Source organism: Micromonospora inositola (assembly GCF_900090285.1).
GTDB classification, from domain to species: Bacteria; Actinomycetota; Actinomycetes; order Mycobacteriales; family Micromonosporaceae; genus Micromonospora; species Micromonospora inositola.
The window spans coordinates 5,857,708-5,873,449 of record NZ_LT607754.1 but is presented as its reverse complement, the minus strand read 5'-3'; the positions used below and the strand labels follow the sequence as shown (position 1 = coordinate 5,873,449).

The following is a 15,742-nucleotide window of genomic DNA, read 5'->3' as shown; positions in this document are numbered from 1 at the left end:
GTCGTCGGGAGGGGGCAACGAGGACATGGCTGGCAACGGTGACCGTGCCGACGCCTGGACGTCGGAGCTCCGCGAGCAGCAGGCGTCGCTCGGCGCGGACCTGGGTCCGGCGGACCCGGCCGCGTACACGATGCGCAAGCCGATCCCGGAGCCCATGCCGACCGACCGGCACGGCCCGGCGCGGATCATCGCGATGGCCAACCAGAAGGGCGGCGTCGGAAAGACCACCACGACCATCAACCTGGGCGCCGCGCTCGCCGAGTACGGCCGCAAGGTGCTGCTGGTCGACTTCGACCCGCAGGGCGCCCTCTCGGTCGGCCTGGGGGTCAACCCGCACAACCTCGACCTGTCGGTCTACAACCTGCTCATGCAGGACGACGTCACCGCCGAGGACGTCCTGATCAAGACCGACGTGGCCGGCCTACACCTGCTGCCCGCCAACATCGACCTCTCCGCCGCCGAGATCCAGCTGGTCAACGAGGTCGCCCGCGAGATGGCGCTGGCCCGCGTGCTGCGCACCGTCCGCAAGGAGTACGACTTCATCCTGATCGACTGCCAGCCCTCGCTCGGCCTGCTGGCGATCAACGCGCTGACCGTCGCGCACGGCGTGCTCATCCCGCTCGAATGCGAGTTCTTCAGCCTGCGCGGGGTGGCGCTGCTGCTGGACACCATCGACAAGGTCCGCGAGCGGCTCAACTTCGACCTGGAGCTCGAGGGCATCCTCGCCACCATGTACGACAGCCGCACCACGCACTGCCGCCAGGTCCTCCAGCGGGTGGTGGAGGCCTTCGGCGACAAGGTCTACCAGACGGTGATCACCAAGACCGTCAAGTTCCCCGAGTCGACCGTCGCCGGCGCCCCAATCACCACGCTCGACCCGGCCTCCTCCGGCGCGCGCAACTACCGGCAGCTGGCCCGTGAGGTGATCGCCGCACAGGCGGACCGGTAGAACGGGGTGCACCAGGTCACCGGACCGTCCGGCCCGTCCACTACGGTCGTTGGGTGACCGCACCGCCCCTCGACCCACCCGCCGCGCCGCCCGGCGCCGCCGACCCGGCGGTCGCCGCCGAGCTGGCCGCGGAGGTCGACGGCGTCGTACCGGCCGATCCGACCGGCTCGGCCGCCGAGGAGACCAGCGGCTTCACCGTCCGGCTGGCGAACTTCACCGGCCCGTTCGACCTGCTGCTGCAGCTCATCAGCAAGCACAAGCTCGACGTCACCGAGGTGGCCCTGCACAAGGTCACCGACGAGTTCATCGCGTACATCCGGGCGATGGGCGACCAGTGGGACCTGGACGAGACGAGCGAGTTCCTGCTCATCGCGGCCACCCTGCTCGACCTCAAGGCGGCCCGGCTGCTGCCCGCGGCCGAGGTGGAGGACGAGGAGGACCTCGCCCTGCTGGAGGCGCGGGACCTGCTCTTCGCCCGGCTGTTGCAGTACAAGGCGTACAAGGAGGCCGCGGCGCACATCGCCGAGCTGGAGGCGGTCGGCGGCCGGCGCTACCCGCGGGCGGTCACCCTGGAGCCCCGGTACGCCGAGGCGCTGCCCGACCTGGTGCTCGGCATCGGTCCCGAGCGGCTGCTCAAGCTCGCCCTCAAGGCGATGACCCCGAAGCCGGTGCCCGAGGTCTCCATCGCCCACGTGCACATGGTCCGGGTCAGCGTCCGGGAGCACGCGGCCATCCTCACCGAGCGGCTGCGCCGGGCCGGCACCGCCACCTTCTCGCTGCTCTGCGCCGACTGCGGGATCACCCTGGAGGTGGTGGCCCGCTTCCTCGCCCTGCTGGAGCTGTACCGGGAGGGCCTGGTCGCCTTCGTCCAGGAGCAGGCCCTGGAGGAGCTGACCGTCCGCTGGACCGGCCCCGCCGACGGCGACACCGACCTGCGCATCGACGAGTACGCCGGCTCCCCGGAGCCGACGGAGGCACCGCCGGCGGCGGTGGGCCAGGGTGACGACACCGAAACGACGGAGGAGGGACCGCGATGAGCGACGAGGAGCGCCGGGACTCCCTGGCCGATCAGGCCGCCGCCTGGGTCCCCCCGTGGGAGCGTCCGGCATCCCCGGTTCCGAGGCCCGCCGTCGCGCCCGAGGAGCCGACGCCCGAGATCACCGCCGTGCGGCCGGAGCCGGCCGCGGAACTTCCCGCGGCGGAAGAGCCCGGTAGCGACGCTCCCGGGGAGCCGGCGGACGAGCCCACGGCCGGGTGGCAGGAGCCGACCGTTGCAGCCGAGGAGGAGCCGACCGCCGACGCCGACGTGACCGATGAGCGGTCCCGCCCTGAGGCCGGCGACAACGCCTCGCCGTCCCCGTCCGCCGGGCCGGCGGGGGAGAGCGCCGCCGCGGGCGTACCGGAGAAGCGGCCGGCGGGGCGACGGCGGGCGACGCCGCCGGAGCCGGCGCCCGAGCTGGACGACGCGGAGCTGCGCGGCGCGCTGGAGGCGATCCTGCTGGTGGTGGACGAGCCGGTCAGCGAGCTGACCCTCGCCGAGGTGCTCGAACAGCCGGCCGAGCGGGTCGGCCCGATGCTGGACGAGATCGCCGCCGGCTACACCGCGGCCGGGCACGGCTTCGAGCTGCGCCGGGCGGCGGGTGGCTGGCGTCTCTACACCCGCCCGGAATATGCGACCTACGTCGAGCGGTTCGTGCTGGACGGGCAGTCGGTACGACTGACCCAGGCCGCGCTGGAGACCCTGGCCGTGGTCGCCTACAAGCAGCCGGTCACCCGCTCGCGGATCGCCGCCATCCGGGGTGTGAACTGCGACGGGGTGATCCGTACGCTGGTCTCCCGAGGCCTGGTCGAGGAGTGCGGCACCGAACCGGACAGCGGGGCGTTCCTCTACCGGACGACCACCATGTTCCTGGAGAAGCTGGGGCTGAACTCGGTGGCCGACCTGCCTCCGCTTGCCCCGTTCCTTCCCGACGACGTAGAAGAGCTTGCCGATGCGACGCGATGACCGTGCCCCGAAACCCGACGCCCCTGTGTACGAGGGGACCGAGCGCCTGCAGAAGGTGCTCGCCGCCGCCGGCGTGGGCTCCCGACGCGCCTGCGAGGACCTGATCTTCCGGCGGCGGGTGACCGTGAACGGCCGGGTTGCCAAGCTCGGCGACAAGGTCGACCCCGCCACCGTCGTGATCCACGTCGACGGCGAGCGGCTTCAGGCTGACAACCGCCTGGTCTACCTGGCGATGAACAAGCCGCGCGGGGTGGTTACCACCATGGCGGACGAGAAGGGACGCACCGAGCTCGCCGACTTCATCGGCATCCGGGTGGAGCAGCGGGTCTACCACGTCGGGCGGCTCGACGCGGACAGCGAAGGCCTGCTGCTGCTCACCAACGACGGCACCCTCGCCCACCGGCTCATGCACCCGTCGTACGAGGTGCTGAAGACCTACCTCGCCGAGGTGGCCGGGCCGATCCCGCGCAACCTGGGCAGGCGGCTGATGGCCGGCGTGGAGCTGGAGGACGGGCCGGTCAAGGTCGACTCGTTCAAGGTGGTGGACACCCTGGGCAAGACCGCCCAGGTGGAGCTGAGCCTGCACGAGGGACGCAAGCACATCGTCCGGCGCCTGATGGCCGAGGTCGGGCACCCGGTGGCTCGGCTGGTGCGTACCTCGATCGGGCCGATCCGGCTGGGTGACCTGCGCACCGGGCGGCTCCGGCGGTTGACCAACGCCGAGGTCGCCGCCCTGTTCAAGGCCGTCGGCGACTGACCGGAGTCGTTCCGGGTACCGCTGCGGGTAGGCTTCCTCGCGGCCGAGGCGGACCGCGCGTGTCGCGGGTCGCGCCCGGCGACGTCGCGCGCGTGCCCGGAGGGGAACGCGGGCATCATTGACGATGAACATCCGCTCAACGGCGCCGGAGGAACCGGCGACCTGCGAGGTACGGGCTGAGGAGGAACACGGTGGGGGAGAACGAACGGACCGGGCGGTGCGTGGTCGCGGTGGACGGGCCATCCGGTTCGGGTAAGTCCACCGTCTCGCGGCGGCTCGCCGTCGGCCTGGGCGCCCGCTACCTCGACACCGGCGCGATGTACCGGGCGATCACCTGGGCGGTGCTGCGCTCCGGGGTCGACCTGACCGACGCCGAGTCGGTGGCCAAGGTCGCCGGCGAGGTGGACCTGCGCATCGGCACCGACCCCCAGGGGTACGGCGTGACCGCCGACGGCGTGAACGTCGACAGGGAGATCCGCGGCCCGGAGGTGACCGGCGCGGTCTCCGCGGTGGCCGCGGTGCCGGCGGTCCGGGAGATGCTCGTCGCCCGGCAGCGGGAGATCATCGCCAACGCCGGCCGGATCGTGATCGAGGGCCGCGACATCGGCGCGGTGGTGGCGCCCGACGCCGACCTGAAGGTCTACCTGACCGCCTCCGAGGCGGCCCGGGCCCAGCGGCGCAGCGCCGAGGACGCCGCCGACGTGGCGGCCACCGCGGCCGACCTGGCCCGCCGCGACAAGCTGGACTCGACCCGCAAGGTGAACCCGTTGCAGCAGGCCCCGGACGCGGTCGAGCTGGACACCACCGAGCTGGGCATCGACGAGGTCGTCGCCCGGCTGCACGAACTGCTCACCGAGCGGGGCGTGGCATGATCGAGGACAACACTGGTTGGGTGGAGCTGCGCGAACCGGACCTCGACACCGAGGAGCCGTCCGGCCCGCAGCCCGTGGTGGCCGTGGTCGGCCGCCCCAACGTGGGCAAGTCGACGTTGGTCAACCGGCTCATCGGCCGCCGGCAGGCGGTCGTCGAGGACGTCCCCGGCGTGACCCGGGACCGGGTGCCCTACGACGCGCAGTGGAACGGCCGCGCGTTCACTGTCGTGGACACCGGCGGTTGGGAGCCCGACGCCAAGGACCGGGCCGCGGCGATCGCCGCGCAGGCCGAGACGGCCGTCGCCACCGCCGACGTGGTGCTCTTCGTGGTCGACGCGATGGTCGGTTCGACCGATGTGGACGAGGCCGCGGTGAAGATGCTGCGGCGCAGCGCCAAGCCGGTGATCCTGGTGGCGAACAAGACCGACAACACCGCCATCGAGATGGAGGCGACCTCACTCTGGTCGCTCGGCCTCGGCGAGCCCTTCCCGGTCTCCGCCCTGCACGGCCGGGGCTCGGGCGACCTGCTCGACGCCATCCTGGAGGCGCTGCCCGAGGCGCCGAAGATCGTCGAGAACCGGCCGCGCGGTCCGCGCCGGGTGGCCCTCGTCGGCCGGCCCAACGTCGGCAAGTCCAGCCTGCTCAACCGCTTCTCCGGCGAGCTGCGCGCGGTCGTCGACTCGGTCGCCGGCACCACCGTCGACCCCGTCGACAGCCTGGCGGAGATCGGCGGCGAGACCTGGCAGCTGGTGGACACCGCCGGGCTGCGCAAGCGGGTCGGCAAGGCCAGTGGCACCGAGTACTACGCCAGCCTGCGGACCGCCGGGGCGATCGAGGCGGCCGAGGTCGCGGTGGTGCTGCTCGACGCCAGCGAGCCGATCAGCGAGCAGGACCAGCGGATCCTCTCCATGGTCACCGAAGCCGGCCGGGCCCTGGTCATCGCCTTCAACAAGTGGGACCTGGTCGACGCCGACCGCCGGTACTACCTGGACAAGGAGATCGAGCGGGAGCTGCGCCGGATCCCCTGGGCGATCCGGCTGAACCTCTCCGCCATGACCGGCCGGGCCGTGGACAAGCTCGCCCCGGCGCTGCGCAAGGCCCTGGCCAGCTGGGAGACCCGGGTGCCGACCGCGCAGCTCAACCAGTGGTTGACCGCGCTGGTCCAGGCCACCCCGCACCCGGTGCGCGGTGGTCGGGCCCCGAAGATCCTCTTCGCCACCCAGGCGGGGGTCGCGCCGCCGCGGTTCGTGCTCTTCACCACCGCGCCGCTGGACGCCGGCTACCAGCGCTTCGTCGAGCGCAAGCTCCGCGAGGAGTTCGGCTTCGAGGGCAGTCCGGTGGAGATCTCCGTACGCCCGCGCAAGAAGCTCGGCCCCGGCGGCCGCGGCAAGGCCCACGGCTGACCGTACGTCCGAACGCCGGGCGGCCCCCGCGCCGCCCGGCGTTTCCGCTACCCGCACCACCCTCCTAGGACGTTTAGGGGATGTGAGGGGTGGTCGGCGGCGCGGGAGGGGGCGTGCGTGCTTCCGGAAGATCCTGCGCTAAGCTGTACCGGCTGTCGCGGGGGAAACCGCGCGGGGGCATCGGGACGTGGCGCAGCTTGGTAGCGCACTTGACTGGGGGTCAAGGGGTCGTCGGTTCGAATCCGGCCGTCCCGACAGCGAGAGGGTTTCCGCAGGTCAGCGACTTGCGGGAGCCCTCTTTTCATTGCTTGGCATGGATGCCTGGTCTAGCACGCCGCTGTTGGACTCCTTGACTCGGGCAGGTTGCCATGCCACTACTGGATCTTCAAAAGCTCACCGCCGGACTGTCCCGGACCTGGGCCGGGTTCCTGCGGGACTGGGACCGGTCGCTGCGCGCCGGGAACTACCCGGAGACCACCCGCTACAACTACCTCCTCGCTGCCGCGCAGTTGGGCCGGTATCTGGGGGAGCACTCGCCGGATCCGGACGCCGATGACGCCGCCGACGATCCGTGCGCGGTGACGCGGGCGCACGTGGAGGCGTTCCAGGCCTGGATGATCGACACCAGGTCCGCGTCGACCGCCCTGAACAAGCACAAGGGGCTGCAGCAGTTCTTCAAGTGGCTGCTCGTCGACGAGCAGGCCATCGACCGCTCGCCGATGGAACGGGTTCGGCAGCCGAAGACACCCCGGAAGCTGATCCCGGTTCTGCGCGACGACGACACCAGCAAGCTCCTCGACGCGTGCAAGGGCAAGGGCTTCGCCAACCTGCGCGACGAGGCGCTCATTCGGTTGTACTGCAACACCGGTGCCCGGCTGTCCGAGGTTGGCAACCTCCGCGTGGCTGATGTCGACCTGAACACCGAGTCGGTGCACTTCCGCGGCAAGGGCGCGAAGGACCGACGGGTCCGGTTCGGGCCCAAGACCGCGCGGGCGCTGAGCCGCTATCTGAGGGCCCGGGACAAGCACAAGGGGGCCGCATTGCCTGAGCTGTGGCTGGCCGAGCGCGGCGCGGCCCCCTTGACCCCGAACGGCATCAAGACCCGGCTCAAGCGGCTCGGTCAGGCAGCCGGCGTGCCGGACCTGCACGCACACCGGTGGCGCCACACCTTCGCCCCGGCCATGGGCGTCGTCCCGCGTCACCGCTCGTCGATCATGACCTCGATGCTGTAGTCCTGAGCTCGGTAGCAGTGGTCGCCGTACTCCACCGGGTTGCCTGCCGAGTCGAACGCGCTGCGCGTCATGGTGAGCACGGGCTCGGACGGCTTCAGACCCAGGTGCCGCCGTTCGGCCGCGGTCGGCGTGCGTGCCCCGATCGTCTGGTGCGCGACGACCGGCCGCACGCCACGATCGCGTAGCAGGGCGTACAGGCCCTGCGCCTCGAGCTGCTCCCGGGTGATGTCGGCGCACGACGGTGGCAGCCAGTTGCGCAGGATGGCCAGCGGGCGGTTGTCGGAGAACCGCACGCGGACGATCGAGACCAGTTCGGCGTCGGCGGGCAGATCGAGCGCCACCGCCACGCGCTGGTCCCGCACAAGTTCATGCTGCAGAACAGTGGTCGTGGGTCGGCCCGCGTCGCGCTTGAGGTCGTCGTAGAGGCTGGTGAGTTCGGCGCGCCGGTGCACCTTGCGGTTGGCGACCGTGGTGCCGAGTCCGCGCCGGCGCAGCAGCAGGCCCTGGCTGACCAGTTCCTGGATGGCCCGTCGCACCGTCGGCCGTGACAGGTTGAGTCGCTCGGCAAGGGCGATCTCGTTTTCGAATGGATCGCCTGGCTGCAGCTGGCCACTCCGGATCGCGGTGCAGAGCTGCTCCGCGAGCTGGTGGTACAGGGGCACGGGGGAGGACCGGTCGATCGTCACGCCCACGCGGATGGCCATGGCCGGCACCCTACTCCCAAAAGCCAGATTGACGTTACGTGAAGATGTCAGAACAAACTCTTGACGAGACATTGATGTTACGGGCACGCTACACCCCACGGTCAGCGGCCGGAACCAGCCGCGGGAACCGCAGCCACCGACGCCGTGGATTGGATGATTCATATGCGCATCGGTCTCGCGGGTGTGGGAAGGATCGGCGCCTTCCATGCCCGGACCCTGGTAGGCCTCGACTTTGTCGACGAGCTCGTCGTGACCGACACCAACGTGGAGGCTGCCCGGGCCCTCGCCGAGGAGTTCGGTATGGAGGTCGCCGCGGATTCCGAGGCGCTGCTCGCCTCGGGCGTCGACGGTTTCGTGATCGCGACGGCCACCCCCGGGCATGCCCCGCTGCTGTGGCAGGGGATCGCCGCCGGGGTGCCGACCTTTTGCGAGAAGCCCGTCGCGGCCACCCTCGAAGAGACCATCGCGCTGACCGGCCTCGTCGCGGCCACCGGGGTGCCGGTGCACGTCGGCTTCCAGCGACGCTTCGACGCCGGCTACCAGCGCGCGCGGCGCGCGGTGGAGTCCGGCGAGCTGGGTTTCATCCACACCATCCGGGCCAACACCCACGACCAGTCCCCGCCGCACGCGTCCTACATCCCGACCTCGGGCGGGATCTTCCGCGACTGCAACGTGCACGACTTCGACATCCTCCGGTTCGTCACGGGGCAGGAGGTGGTTTCGGTCTACGCGACGGGTGCGAACAAGGGGGCAGCCTTCTTCTCCGAGGCCGGGGACGTGGACACCGGCGCTGCACTGCTGACCCTGGACGACGGCACCATCGTCGTCGTCTCTTCGACCCGGTACAACGGCGGCGGCCACGACGTGCGCATGGAGGTGTTCGGCGAGAAGGGCACGATCGCGGTCGGGCTGGACCACTCGCTGGCGATGGGGTCCGCCGAGGAGGGGGTCGACTTTCCCCGCGGCCCCCGGAAGTGGTCCTTCATGGAGCGCTTCCTTCCGGCGTACCAGGCCGAGCTCACCGCCTTCGCGGACGTCGCCCGCGGCGAGCGGCCCTCGCCCTGCACCGTCCGCGACGCACTCGAGGCCTTCCGCGTCGCCGAGGCCTGCGAGCTGTCCCGGACGGAGCGCCGGCCCGTCGTACTCTCCGAGATCAAGGGAGTCTGAGGCCATGACCGCTGTCAGCGCCGAACCCACCCCGCCAGCAGCCGGCCGCAGCCCGGTGTCCGACCGCATCGCCGGGGCGCCCATCTCGTGGGGCGTCTGCGAGGTCCCCGGGTGGGGCTACCAGCTGGAGCCGGGCGTCGTGCTGCGGCAGATGCGCGAACTCGGTCTGGCCGCCACCGAGTTCGGGCCGGAGGGCTTCCTTCCTGACGACCCCGCGGCCAAGGCCGCGACGCTGGCCGGGTACGGCCTGAAGGCGGTGGGGCAGTTCGTCCCCGTCGTCCTGCACGACCCGGGCCACGACCCGCTACCGGAGGTCGAACGCGCGATGGCCGGTCTGGTCGCGGCCGGCGCATCCACGGTGGTCATCGCCGCTGCGACGGGTCAGGAGGGCTACGACGAGCGTCCGGTCCTCGACGATCCCGGCTGGTCGACCCTCCTGGGCAACCTTGACCGCATCACCGAGGCCGCATCCGCCCGCGGACTCGTCACCACCCTGCACCCGCACGTCGGCACGATGGTCGAGAGCGGCGAGGAGACCGCTCGGGTGCTCGCCGGCAGCCGCATCGGCCTGTGCCTCGACACCGGGCACCTGCTCATCGGCGGCGGCGACCCGGTCGCGGTGGCGCAGCAGAACCCGAGGCGGATCGCGCACATCCATCTCAAGGACGTCCGGATCGGCTGGGCCCGGCGCGTGCAGTCCGGCGAGGTGACCTACACCGAAGCCGTGGCCGGTGGCATGTACGTCCCGCTCGGTCAGGGTGACGTCGATGTCAAGGCGATCGTGACGGCCCTTGAGGACAGCGCGTACGCGGGATGGTACGTCCTCGAGCAGGACTGCATCCTGGCCGGCGCGCCGGCCACCGGGTCCGCGGGACCGGACCCGGTGGCCGACGTACGGGCGAGCATCGAGCACCTGCTCGCCGTGGCCGGCGAACCGGCCGTGGCGGGACCGAGCGCGGCAGGGGCCTGACGATGGTGGCGGCGGCAGGCGACACGGCGGGGTACGACCTGGTGGCGATGGGTCGGTGCGGGGTGGACATCTACCCGCTCGACCACGGTGTGGGCCTCGAGGACGTCAAGCGCTTCGAGAAGTTTCTGGGCGGGAGTGCGACCAACGTAGCCGTGGCCGCGGCGCGGCACGGACGGCGGGCGGCGCTCATCACGCGTACCGGCCGCGATCCGTTCGGTCGCTACATCCACCGGTCGCTGCGTGAACTCGGCGTCGACGACGTGTTCGTCGCCGAGGTCGACGGCCCCCCGACGCCGGTCACCTTCTGTGAGATCTTCCCCCCGGACGACTTCCCGCTGTACTTCTACCGCTATCCGATGGCTCCTGACCTGATGATTCAGGCGGAGGAACTCCCGCTCGACGCGATCCGCGCGGCCCGGGTCTTCTGGGCCACCGTCACCGGCCTGTCCCAGGAGCCGTCGCGCTCAGCGCACTTCGCCGCGTGGCAGGCCCGCGGCCGGCGGTCGCACACCGTCCTCGACCTCGACTACCGGCCCATGTTCTGGCCGCACCAAGCCGAGGCGGGCGAACAGGTCGCCAAGGCCCTGGAGCACGTCACCGTCGCGGTCGGCAACCGCGAGGAGTGCGAGGTCGCCGTCGGCGAGACCGAACCTCAGCGCGCGGCGGACGCCCTGCTCGAGCGCGGGGTGGAGCTCGCCATCGTCAAGCAGGGCCCCAAGGGGGTGCTGGCCGTGACCGCCGACGAGCGCGTCGAAGTGCGGCCGTTCCCCGTGACGGTCGTCAACGGCCTCGGGGCGGGTGACGCCTTCGGCGGTGCGCTGGTCCACGGCCTGCTCAACGGGTGGGACCTGCGCCGCATCCTGCGGTTCGCCAACGTGGCCGGGGCCATCGTCGCTTCCAGGCTCGAGTGCTCCAGTGCCATGCCGACCACGGCCGAGGTCGAGGCCGTCCTCGCCGCCAAGCGACAGGAGGGGTGACGGTGACGACGACGACCCGTTCGACCATCGCCGATCTGACTGAGATCCGGGTCCGTGAGCCGCGGCGGATCACCGACGGCTGGGCCGCCCGCCGGCGCCGGCAGCTGGTCGGTGTGGACGGCAGGCTGCTCATCGTGGCCGCGGACCACCCGGCCCGCGGCGCGCTGGGCGTGCGTGACGACCGTCAGGCCATGGCCTCGCGCAGCGAGCTGCTGGAGCGTCTGGCCACAGCGCTGTCCCGCCCCGGCGTCGACGGCGTTCTCGGCACGCCCGACATCCTCGACGACCTGCTCCTGATGGGCGCGTTGGAGGACAAGGTCGCCGTCGGGTCGATGAACCGTGGGGGTCTGCAGGGCGCGGTTTTCGAGCTCGACGACCGGTTCACGGCGTACACGGCCGACGAGATCGCGGCCCGGGGTCTGGAGGGCGGCAAGATGCTGACCCGCATTTGCCTCGGCGATCCGGGTACGGCAGCGACGCTCCAGGCGAGCGCCCACGCGATCACGGAGCTCGCCGCCCACGGCGTCATGGCGATGGTGGAGCCGTTCTTCTCGGTTCGCGAGAACGGCCGGGTGCGTAACCTGCTCGACCCCGACTCGACCATCACGTCGATCCACATCGCTGCGGGTCTGGGGGCCACCAGCCAGCACACCTGGCTCAAACTGCCCGTGGTCGACGACCTGGAGCGCGTCATGGACGCCACCACCCTGCCGACGCTTCTGCTCGGCGGTGACCCGACACGCCACTCGGATGACACGTACGCCGCGTGGGGCAGGGCGCTCGACCTGCCCGCCGTGCGCGGCCTGGTGGTCGGGCGGGCGCTGCTCTTCCCGCCGGACGGTGACGTGGCCAGCGCCGTCGACATCGCTTCGGGACTCGTGCACCGGGGCCGGCGATGAGCGACAACGGACGCTGGGTGTATCCCTTCGGCAGCTCCGGCGACGGCGACTTCCAGGTGTCCATCACCGACGACCTCTGCGGGTGGCAGCACACCAGCCTACGGGTGGCCACGCTGGCACCGGCCGTTCAGGTGAGCCTCGACCTCGGCGACAGCGAGGTCATCGTCGTGCCCCTTCAGGGCAGCTTCGACGTCACGGCGGTCGACCACGTGGGAGAGCGCCACGAGGCCAGGCTCGCCGGACGGACGAGCGTCTTCGCCGGTGCGACCGACGTGGCGTACGTCCCGCGCGGCGCCAGCCTCACGGTGCGCAACGCCGGCGTTGGCCCGGCCAAGGTGGCGCTCTGCGGCGCGAAGGCGACGAAGCAGAGCATGCCGCTGCCGTTCCGTTACGTGGCTGCCGCCGATGTCCCCGTCGAGCTGCGTGGCGCCGGCATGGCCTCGCGCGAGGTGCGCAACTTCGGCGTCCCGCAGGTCCTGGATGCCGACTCGATCATCGCGTGTGAGGTCATCACGCCGGCCGGCAACTGGAGCTCCTATCCGCCGCACAAGCACGACGAGGAGCGCGACGGGGTGGAGACCGAGCTGGAGGAGGTCTACTACTTCGAGGTCCGGGCGGAGTCCCCGGCGGACGGGGCCGACCCCCTCGGCTACCAGCGCGTGTACGGCACCCGAGAGCGGCCGCTGGACGTCTTCGCCGAGGTCCGCTCGGGCGATGTCGTCCTGGTACCGCACGGCTGGCACGGCCCCGCGATGGCCCCGCCCGGCTACGACCTCTACTACCTGAACGTCATGGCCGGCCCCGGCGCGACCAGGGCCTGGCTCATCTGCGACGACCCAGCCCACACCTGGGTGCGGGACTCGTGGGCCAAGCAGGATGTCGACCCGAGACTGCCGATCGGAGGACCCCGATGACCGCCGGCGCCGACAACGTACGCCTGACCGTGGGGCAGACCGTCGTGCGCTTCCTGGCCAGCCAGTGGAGCGAGCGCGACGGCCAGCGCCAGAAGCTGTTCGCCGGGTGCTTCGGCATCTTCGGTCACGGCAATGTCGCGGGCGTCGGCCAGGCCCTGCTCCAGAACGAGCTGACCGAGAAGGAGGAGCGCCTGCCCTACGTGCTGGCCCGCAACGAGCAGGCCATGGTTCACACCGCGGTGGCCTACGCACGCCAGAAGGACCGCCTCCAGACGTGGGCGTGCACCGCGTCCGTCGGCCCCGGCTCGACGAACATGCTCACGGGAGCCGCCCTGGCCACCGTGAACCGTCTGCCGGTGCTGCTGCTGCCCTCCGGCACGTTCGCCACCCGGGTGTCCGGGCCGGTGCTGCAGGAGCTCGAGGCGCCGAACGCCGCGGACGTCACCGTCAACGACGCCTTCCGCCCGCTGTCGCGCTTCTTCGACCGGGTCAACCGGCCGGAGCAGCTGCCCTCGGCCCTGCTCGGCGCCATGCGGGTCCTCACCGACCCGGTGGAGACGGGGGCGGCGACCATCGCGCTACCGCAGGACGTGCAGGCGGAGGCGTTCGAGTGGCCGGTCGACCTTTTCGCGCCGCGGATCTGGCGGATCGCCCGGCCGGTTCCGGAGGCCGTCGACGTCGCGGACGCGGCCACGCTGATCTGCTCGGCGCGGCGGCCGCTCATCGTCGCCGGTGGCGGGGTGCACTACTCCGGCGCGGAGCAGGCGCTGCGCGTGTTCTGCGAGGCCACCGGCATCCCGGTCGGGGAGACTCAGGCCGGCAAGGGCGCGCTGCCGCACGGTCATCCGCAGGCAATGGGCGCGATCGGCTCGACGGGCACGACGGCCGCCAATGCGCTGGCCCGGGAGGCCGACGTCGTCATCGGCATCGGCACCCGCTACAGCGACTTCACCACCGCTTCGCGCACCGCCTTCCAGGATCCGGGCATCCGCTTTGTCAACATCAACATCTCCCGGTTCGACGCCGGCAAGCACGCGGGCCTGCCGGTCGTGGCGGACGCCCGCGAGGCCCTCACCGCCCTCACCGCGGCCCTCCAGGGGTATGCCGTGGACCCGGCGTACCGGGACCGGCAGGTGAGGCTGTTCCGCGACTGGGACGCGCGGGTGGAGGCCGCCTACCACCCGCCCGCCGAGGTTACCGACGCGCTCGCCGCCGGCGTCCTCACCCAGGGCACGGTGCTCGGCTGCGTCAACGAGCTGTCCGACCCGAGGGACGTCGTCGTCTGCGCCGCCGGCTCCATGCCCGGCGATCTGCACAAGCTGTGGCGGGTCCGGGACCGCAAGGCCTACCACGTCGAGTACGGCTACTCCTGCATGGGCTACGAGATCCCCGGCGGTATCGGGGTGCGGCTCGCCGACCCCGACCGGGACGTCTTCGTCATGGTGGGCGACGGCTCCTATCTGATGATGCCGACGGAGCTGGTCACGGCGGTACAGGAACGGGTCAAGGTGATCGTCGTCCTGGTCCAGAACCACGGTTTCCACTCCATCGGCTCACTGTCGGAGTCCCTCGGCTCACAGCGGTTCGGCACCAGGTACCGCTTCCGCAACGACGCCACGGGCCGGCTGGACGGCGGGAAGCTGCCGATCGACCTCGCCGCCAATGCCCGCAGCCTCGGCGCGACGGTCATGGAGGTGCGCAGTCGCGGGGAACTCGAGCAGGCGATCAAGGATGCCAAGGCCGCCCCGGCGAACGGCGGCCCCGTCGTCATCCATGTGGAGACCGAGCCCACCGTCCACGCCCCCGACAGCGGGTCGTGGTGGGATGTCCCGGTCAGCCAGGTCAGCGACCTCGACACCACCCAGCGCGCCCACGCCACGTACGCCGGGCACAAGGCCACGCAGCGCGCACTGCTGGCGCCGACCGAGAGGACGAACCTATGAGCGGCCCAGCCATGATCGGCAGCGCCCCCGACAGCTGGGGCGTGTGGTTCCCCGACGACCCCCGACAGACTCCCTGGGAGCGTTTTCTGGACGAGGTCGCCGCGGCCGGCTACAGCCGCATCGAGCTGGGGCCGTACGGCTACCTGCCTACCGACCCGTCCCGCCTGCGTGACGAGCTCGACAAGCGGGGGCTGACCGTGACGGCCGGCACCATCTTCGAGCACCTGCATCGCGCCGACTCGTGGGACACCACGTGGAAGGACGTCTCCGCGGCGGCCGCGCTGACCGCGGCCATGGGCGCCCGGCACCTTGTGGTCATCCCGGAGTTCTGGCGCGACCCGCAGACGGGGAAGGTTCTCGAGGACGCGCTACTGACCGACGAGCAGTGGGTGGCGTACGCCGCGCAGATGAACCGGCTCGCGCGGCGCATCCGCGAGGAGTTCGGCCTGCAGATCCAGTTCCACCCCCACGCGGACACCCACGTGGACACGCACGAGAACGTGGAGCGGTTCCTCCACGAGACGGACCCCGACCTGGTGAGCCTGTGCCTGGACACGGGGCACATCTCCTTCTGCGGCGGGGACAATCTCAAGCTCATCGGCGACCATCCCGAGCGGATCGGGTACGTGCACCTCAAGCAGGTCGATCCGGCTGTCATCGCCGCCGTGCATGAGCAGGGCATCGGCTTCGGCGAGGCCGTGCGGATGGGCGCCATGTGCGAGCCACCGACGGGCATCCCCGACATGCCTCCCATCCTCGACGCCCTGGCGAACCTCGACGCGGACATCTTCGCCATCGTCGAGCAGGACATGTACCCGTGCCCCGCCGACAGACCCCTGCCCATCGCGAGGCGGACCCTGACGTACCTGCAGTCCTGCGGCCCGCTGCGCTGACCGGCTCCCGCCCGGGAGCAGCTGATGACCCGACCGCCCTGTCAAGCCACCGATGAT

At 71.4% G+C, this 15,742-nt stretch carries 15 protein-coding genes and 1 tRNA gene; 15 read left to right on the top strand and 1 reads right to left on the bottom strand.

Annotated elements, in window-relative coordinates:
* The first annotated feature begins 25 nt into the window (after nucleotides 1-25).
* The 8 genes from GA0070613_RS28045 to GA0070613_RS28010 all read left to right on the top strand — a co-directional run bounded on the left by GA0070613_RS28045 (nucleotide 26) and on the right by GA0070613_RS28010 (nucleotide 7,218).
* Entirely contained in the window at nucleotides 26-949 is a 924-nt protein-coding gene (locus tag GA0070613_RS28045; protein WP_089015019.1) for a ParA family protein, read from the top strand.
* 53 nt (nucleotides 950-1,002) lie between these two features.
* The gene (locus tag GA0070613_RS28040) at nucleotides 1,003-1,986 is read left to right on the top strand and encodes a segregation and condensation protein A (RefSeq protein ID WP_089015018.1); all 984 of its coding nucleotides are present in this window, start codon (nucleotides 1,003-1,005) and stop codon (nucleotides 1,984-1,986) included.
* Nucleotides 1,983-2,954 (top strand): SMC-Scp complex subunit ScpB, encoded by a 972-nt coding sequence (gene scpB, locus GA0070613_RS28035; RefSeq protein ID WP_089015017.1) that lies wholly within the window; start codon nucleotides 1,983-1,985, stop codon nucleotides 2,952-2,954. The genes GA0070613_RS28040 and scpB overlap by 4 nt, the downstream gene beginning before the upstream one ends.
* Nucleotides 2,941-3,711: a pseudouridine synthase gene (locus tag GA0070613_RS28030; RefSeq protein WP_089015016.1), complete on the top strand. Its 771-nt coding sequence runs from the start codon at nucleotides 2,941-2,943 to the stop codon at nucleotides 3,709-3,711. Before scpB ends, GA0070613_RS28030 begins: the two co-directional genes overlap by 14 nt.
* A 191-nt stretch (nucleotides 3,712-3,902) precedes the next feature.
* Nucleotides 3,903-4,583: a (d)CMP kinase gene (cmk, locus tag GA0070613_RS28025; RefSeq protein WP_089015015.1), complete on the top strand. Its 681-nt coding sequence runs from the start codon at nucleotides 3,903-3,905 to the stop codon at nucleotides 4,581-4,583.
* Nucleotides 4,583-5,986 carry a ribosome biogenesis GTPase Der gene (gene der, locus GA0070613_RS28020; RefSeq protein WP_089016246.1) on the top strand — a complete coding sequence of 468 codons (1,404 nt, stop codon included), beginning with the start codon at nucleotides 4,583-4,585 and terminating at the stop codon, nucleotides 5,984-5,986. The genes cmk and der overlap by 1 nt, the downstream gene beginning before the upstream one ends.
* Nucleotides 5,987-6,167: 181 nt before the next feature.
* Nucleotides 6,168-6,241 (top strand) — tRNA-Pro (locus GA0070613_RS28015).
* A 113-nt stretch (nucleotides 6,242-6,354) separates the two neighbouring features.
* On the top strand, nucleotides 6,355-7,218 hold the full coding sequence (locus tag GA0070613_RS28010) for a tyrosine-type recombinase/integrase (RefSeq protein ID WP_089015014.1): 864 nt from the start codon (nucleotides 6,355-6,357) through the stop codon (nucleotides 7,216-7,218).
* Here GA0070613_RS28010 and GA0070613_RS28005 read toward each other — a convergent pair.
* The gene (locus GA0070613_RS28005; protein ID WP_089015013.1) at nucleotides 7,185-7,922 is read right to left on the bottom strand and encodes a GntR family transcriptional regulator; all 738 of its coding nucleotides are present in this window, start codon (nucleotides 7,920-7,922) and stop codon (nucleotides 7,185-7,187) included. The genes GA0070613_RS28010 and GA0070613_RS28005 overlap by 34 nt on opposite strands.
* A gap of 153 nt (nucleotides 7,923-8,075) precedes the next feature.
* Between GA0070613_RS28005 and GA0070613_RS28000 the strand changes: the two genes are divergently transcribed.
* The 7 genes from GA0070613_RS28000 to GA0070613_RS27970 are packed head-to-tail and all read left to right on the top strand — an operon-like array spanning nucleotide 8,076 to nucleotide 15,685.
* Nucleotides 8,076-9,089 carry a Gfo/Idh/MocA family protein gene (locus tag GA0070613_RS28000; protein WP_331716706.1) on the top strand — a complete coding sequence of 338 codons (1,014 nt, stop codon included), beginning with the start codon at nucleotides 8,076-8,078 and terminating at the stop codon, nucleotides 9,087-9,089.
* A 4-nt stretch (nucleotides 9,090-9,093) separates the two neighbouring features.
* A complete protein-coding gene (locus GA0070613_RS27995) occupies nucleotides 9,094-10,059 on the top strand; it encodes a TIM barrel protein (protein WP_089015011.1) in 966 nt (321 codons plus the stop codon).
* A 2-nt stretch (nucleotides 10,060-10,061) separates the two neighbouring features.
* Nucleotides 10,062-11,036 (top strand): 5-dehydro-2-deoxygluconokinase, encoded by a 975-nt coding sequence (iolC, locus tag GA0070613_RS27990; protein ID WP_089015010.1) that lies wholly within the window; start codon nucleotides 10,062-10,064, stop codon nucleotides 11,034-11,036.
* 2 nt (nucleotides 11,037-11,038) lie between these two features.
* The gene (locus tag GA0070613_RS27985) at nucleotides 11,039-11,935 is read left to right on the top strand and encodes a Cgl0159 family (beta/alpha)8-fold protein (protein WP_172875914.1); all 897 of its coding nucleotides are present in this window, start codon (nucleotides 11,039-11,041) and stop codon (nucleotides 11,933-11,935) included.
* Nucleotides 11,932-12,849: a 5-deoxy-glucuronate isomerase gene (iolB, locus tag GA0070613_RS27980; RefSeq protein ID WP_089015008.1), complete on the top strand. Its 918-nt coding sequence runs from the start codon at nucleotides 11,932-11,934 to the stop codon at nucleotides 12,847-12,849. Before GA0070613_RS27985 ends, iolB begins: the two co-directional genes overlap by 4 nt.
* On the top strand, nucleotides 12,846-14,792 hold the full coding sequence (gene iolD, locus GA0070613_RS27975) for a 3D-(3,5/4)-trihydroxycyclohexane-1,2-dione acylhydrolase (decyclizing) (protein WP_089015007.1): 1,947 nt from the start codon (nucleotides 12,846-12,848) through the stop codon (nucleotides 14,790-14,792). The genes iolB and iolD overlap by 4 nt, the downstream gene beginning before the upstream one ends.
* Complete coding sequence (locus GA0070613_RS27970) at nucleotides 14,789-15,685, top strand: TIM barrel protein (protein ID WP_089015006.1); 897 nt, start codon at nucleotides 14,789-14,791, stop codon at nucleotides 15,683-15,685. Before iolD ends, GA0070613_RS27970 begins: the two co-directional genes overlap by 4 nt.
* Nucleotides 15,686-15,742: the final 57 nt, after the last annotated feature.

Coding starts and splice junctions, on each gene's coding strand:
- scpB (WP_089015017.1), top strand. CDS start 1,983: ATGAGCGACGAGGAGCGCCGGGACTCCCTGGCCGATCAGGCCGCCGCC.
- GA0070613_RS28030 (WP_089015016.1), top strand. CDS start 2,941: ATGCGACGCGATGACCGTGCCCCGAAACCCGACGCCCCTGTGTACGAG.
- GA0070613_RS28010 (WP_089015014.1), top strand. CDS start 6,355: ATGCCACTACTGGATCTTCAAAAGCTCACCGCCGGACTGTCCCGGACC.
- GA0070613_RS27995 (WP_089015011.1), top strand. CDS start 9,094: ATGACCGCTGTCAGCGCCGAACCCACCCCGCCAGCAGCCGGCCGCAGC.
- iolC (WP_089015010.1), top strand. CDS start 10,062: ATGGTGGCGGCGGCAGGCGACACGGCGGGGTACGACCTGGTGGCGATG.
- GA0070613_RS28005 (WP_089015013.1), bottom strand. CDS start 7,922: ATGGCCATCCGCGTGGGCGTGACGATCGACCGGTCCTCCCCCGTGCCC.
- GA0070613_RS28000 (WP_331716706.1), top strand. CDS start 8,076: ATGATTCATATGCGCATCGGTCTCGCGGGTGTGGGAAGGATCGGCGCC.
- GA0070613_RS27970 (WP_089015006.1), top strand. CDS start 14,789: ATGAGCGGCCCAGCCATGATCGGCAGCGCCCCCGACAGCTGGGGCGTG.
- iolB (WP_089015008.1), top strand. CDS start 11,932: ATGAGCGACAACGGACGCTGGGTGTATCCCTTCGGCAGCTCCGGCGAC.
- GA0070613_RS28045 (WP_089015019.1), top strand. CDS start 26: ATGGCTGGCAACGGTGACCGTGCCGACGCCTGGACGTCGGAGCTCCGC.
- iolD (WP_089015007.1), top strand. CDS start 12,846: ATGACCGCCGGCGCCGACAACGTACGCCTGACCGTGGGGCAGACCGTC.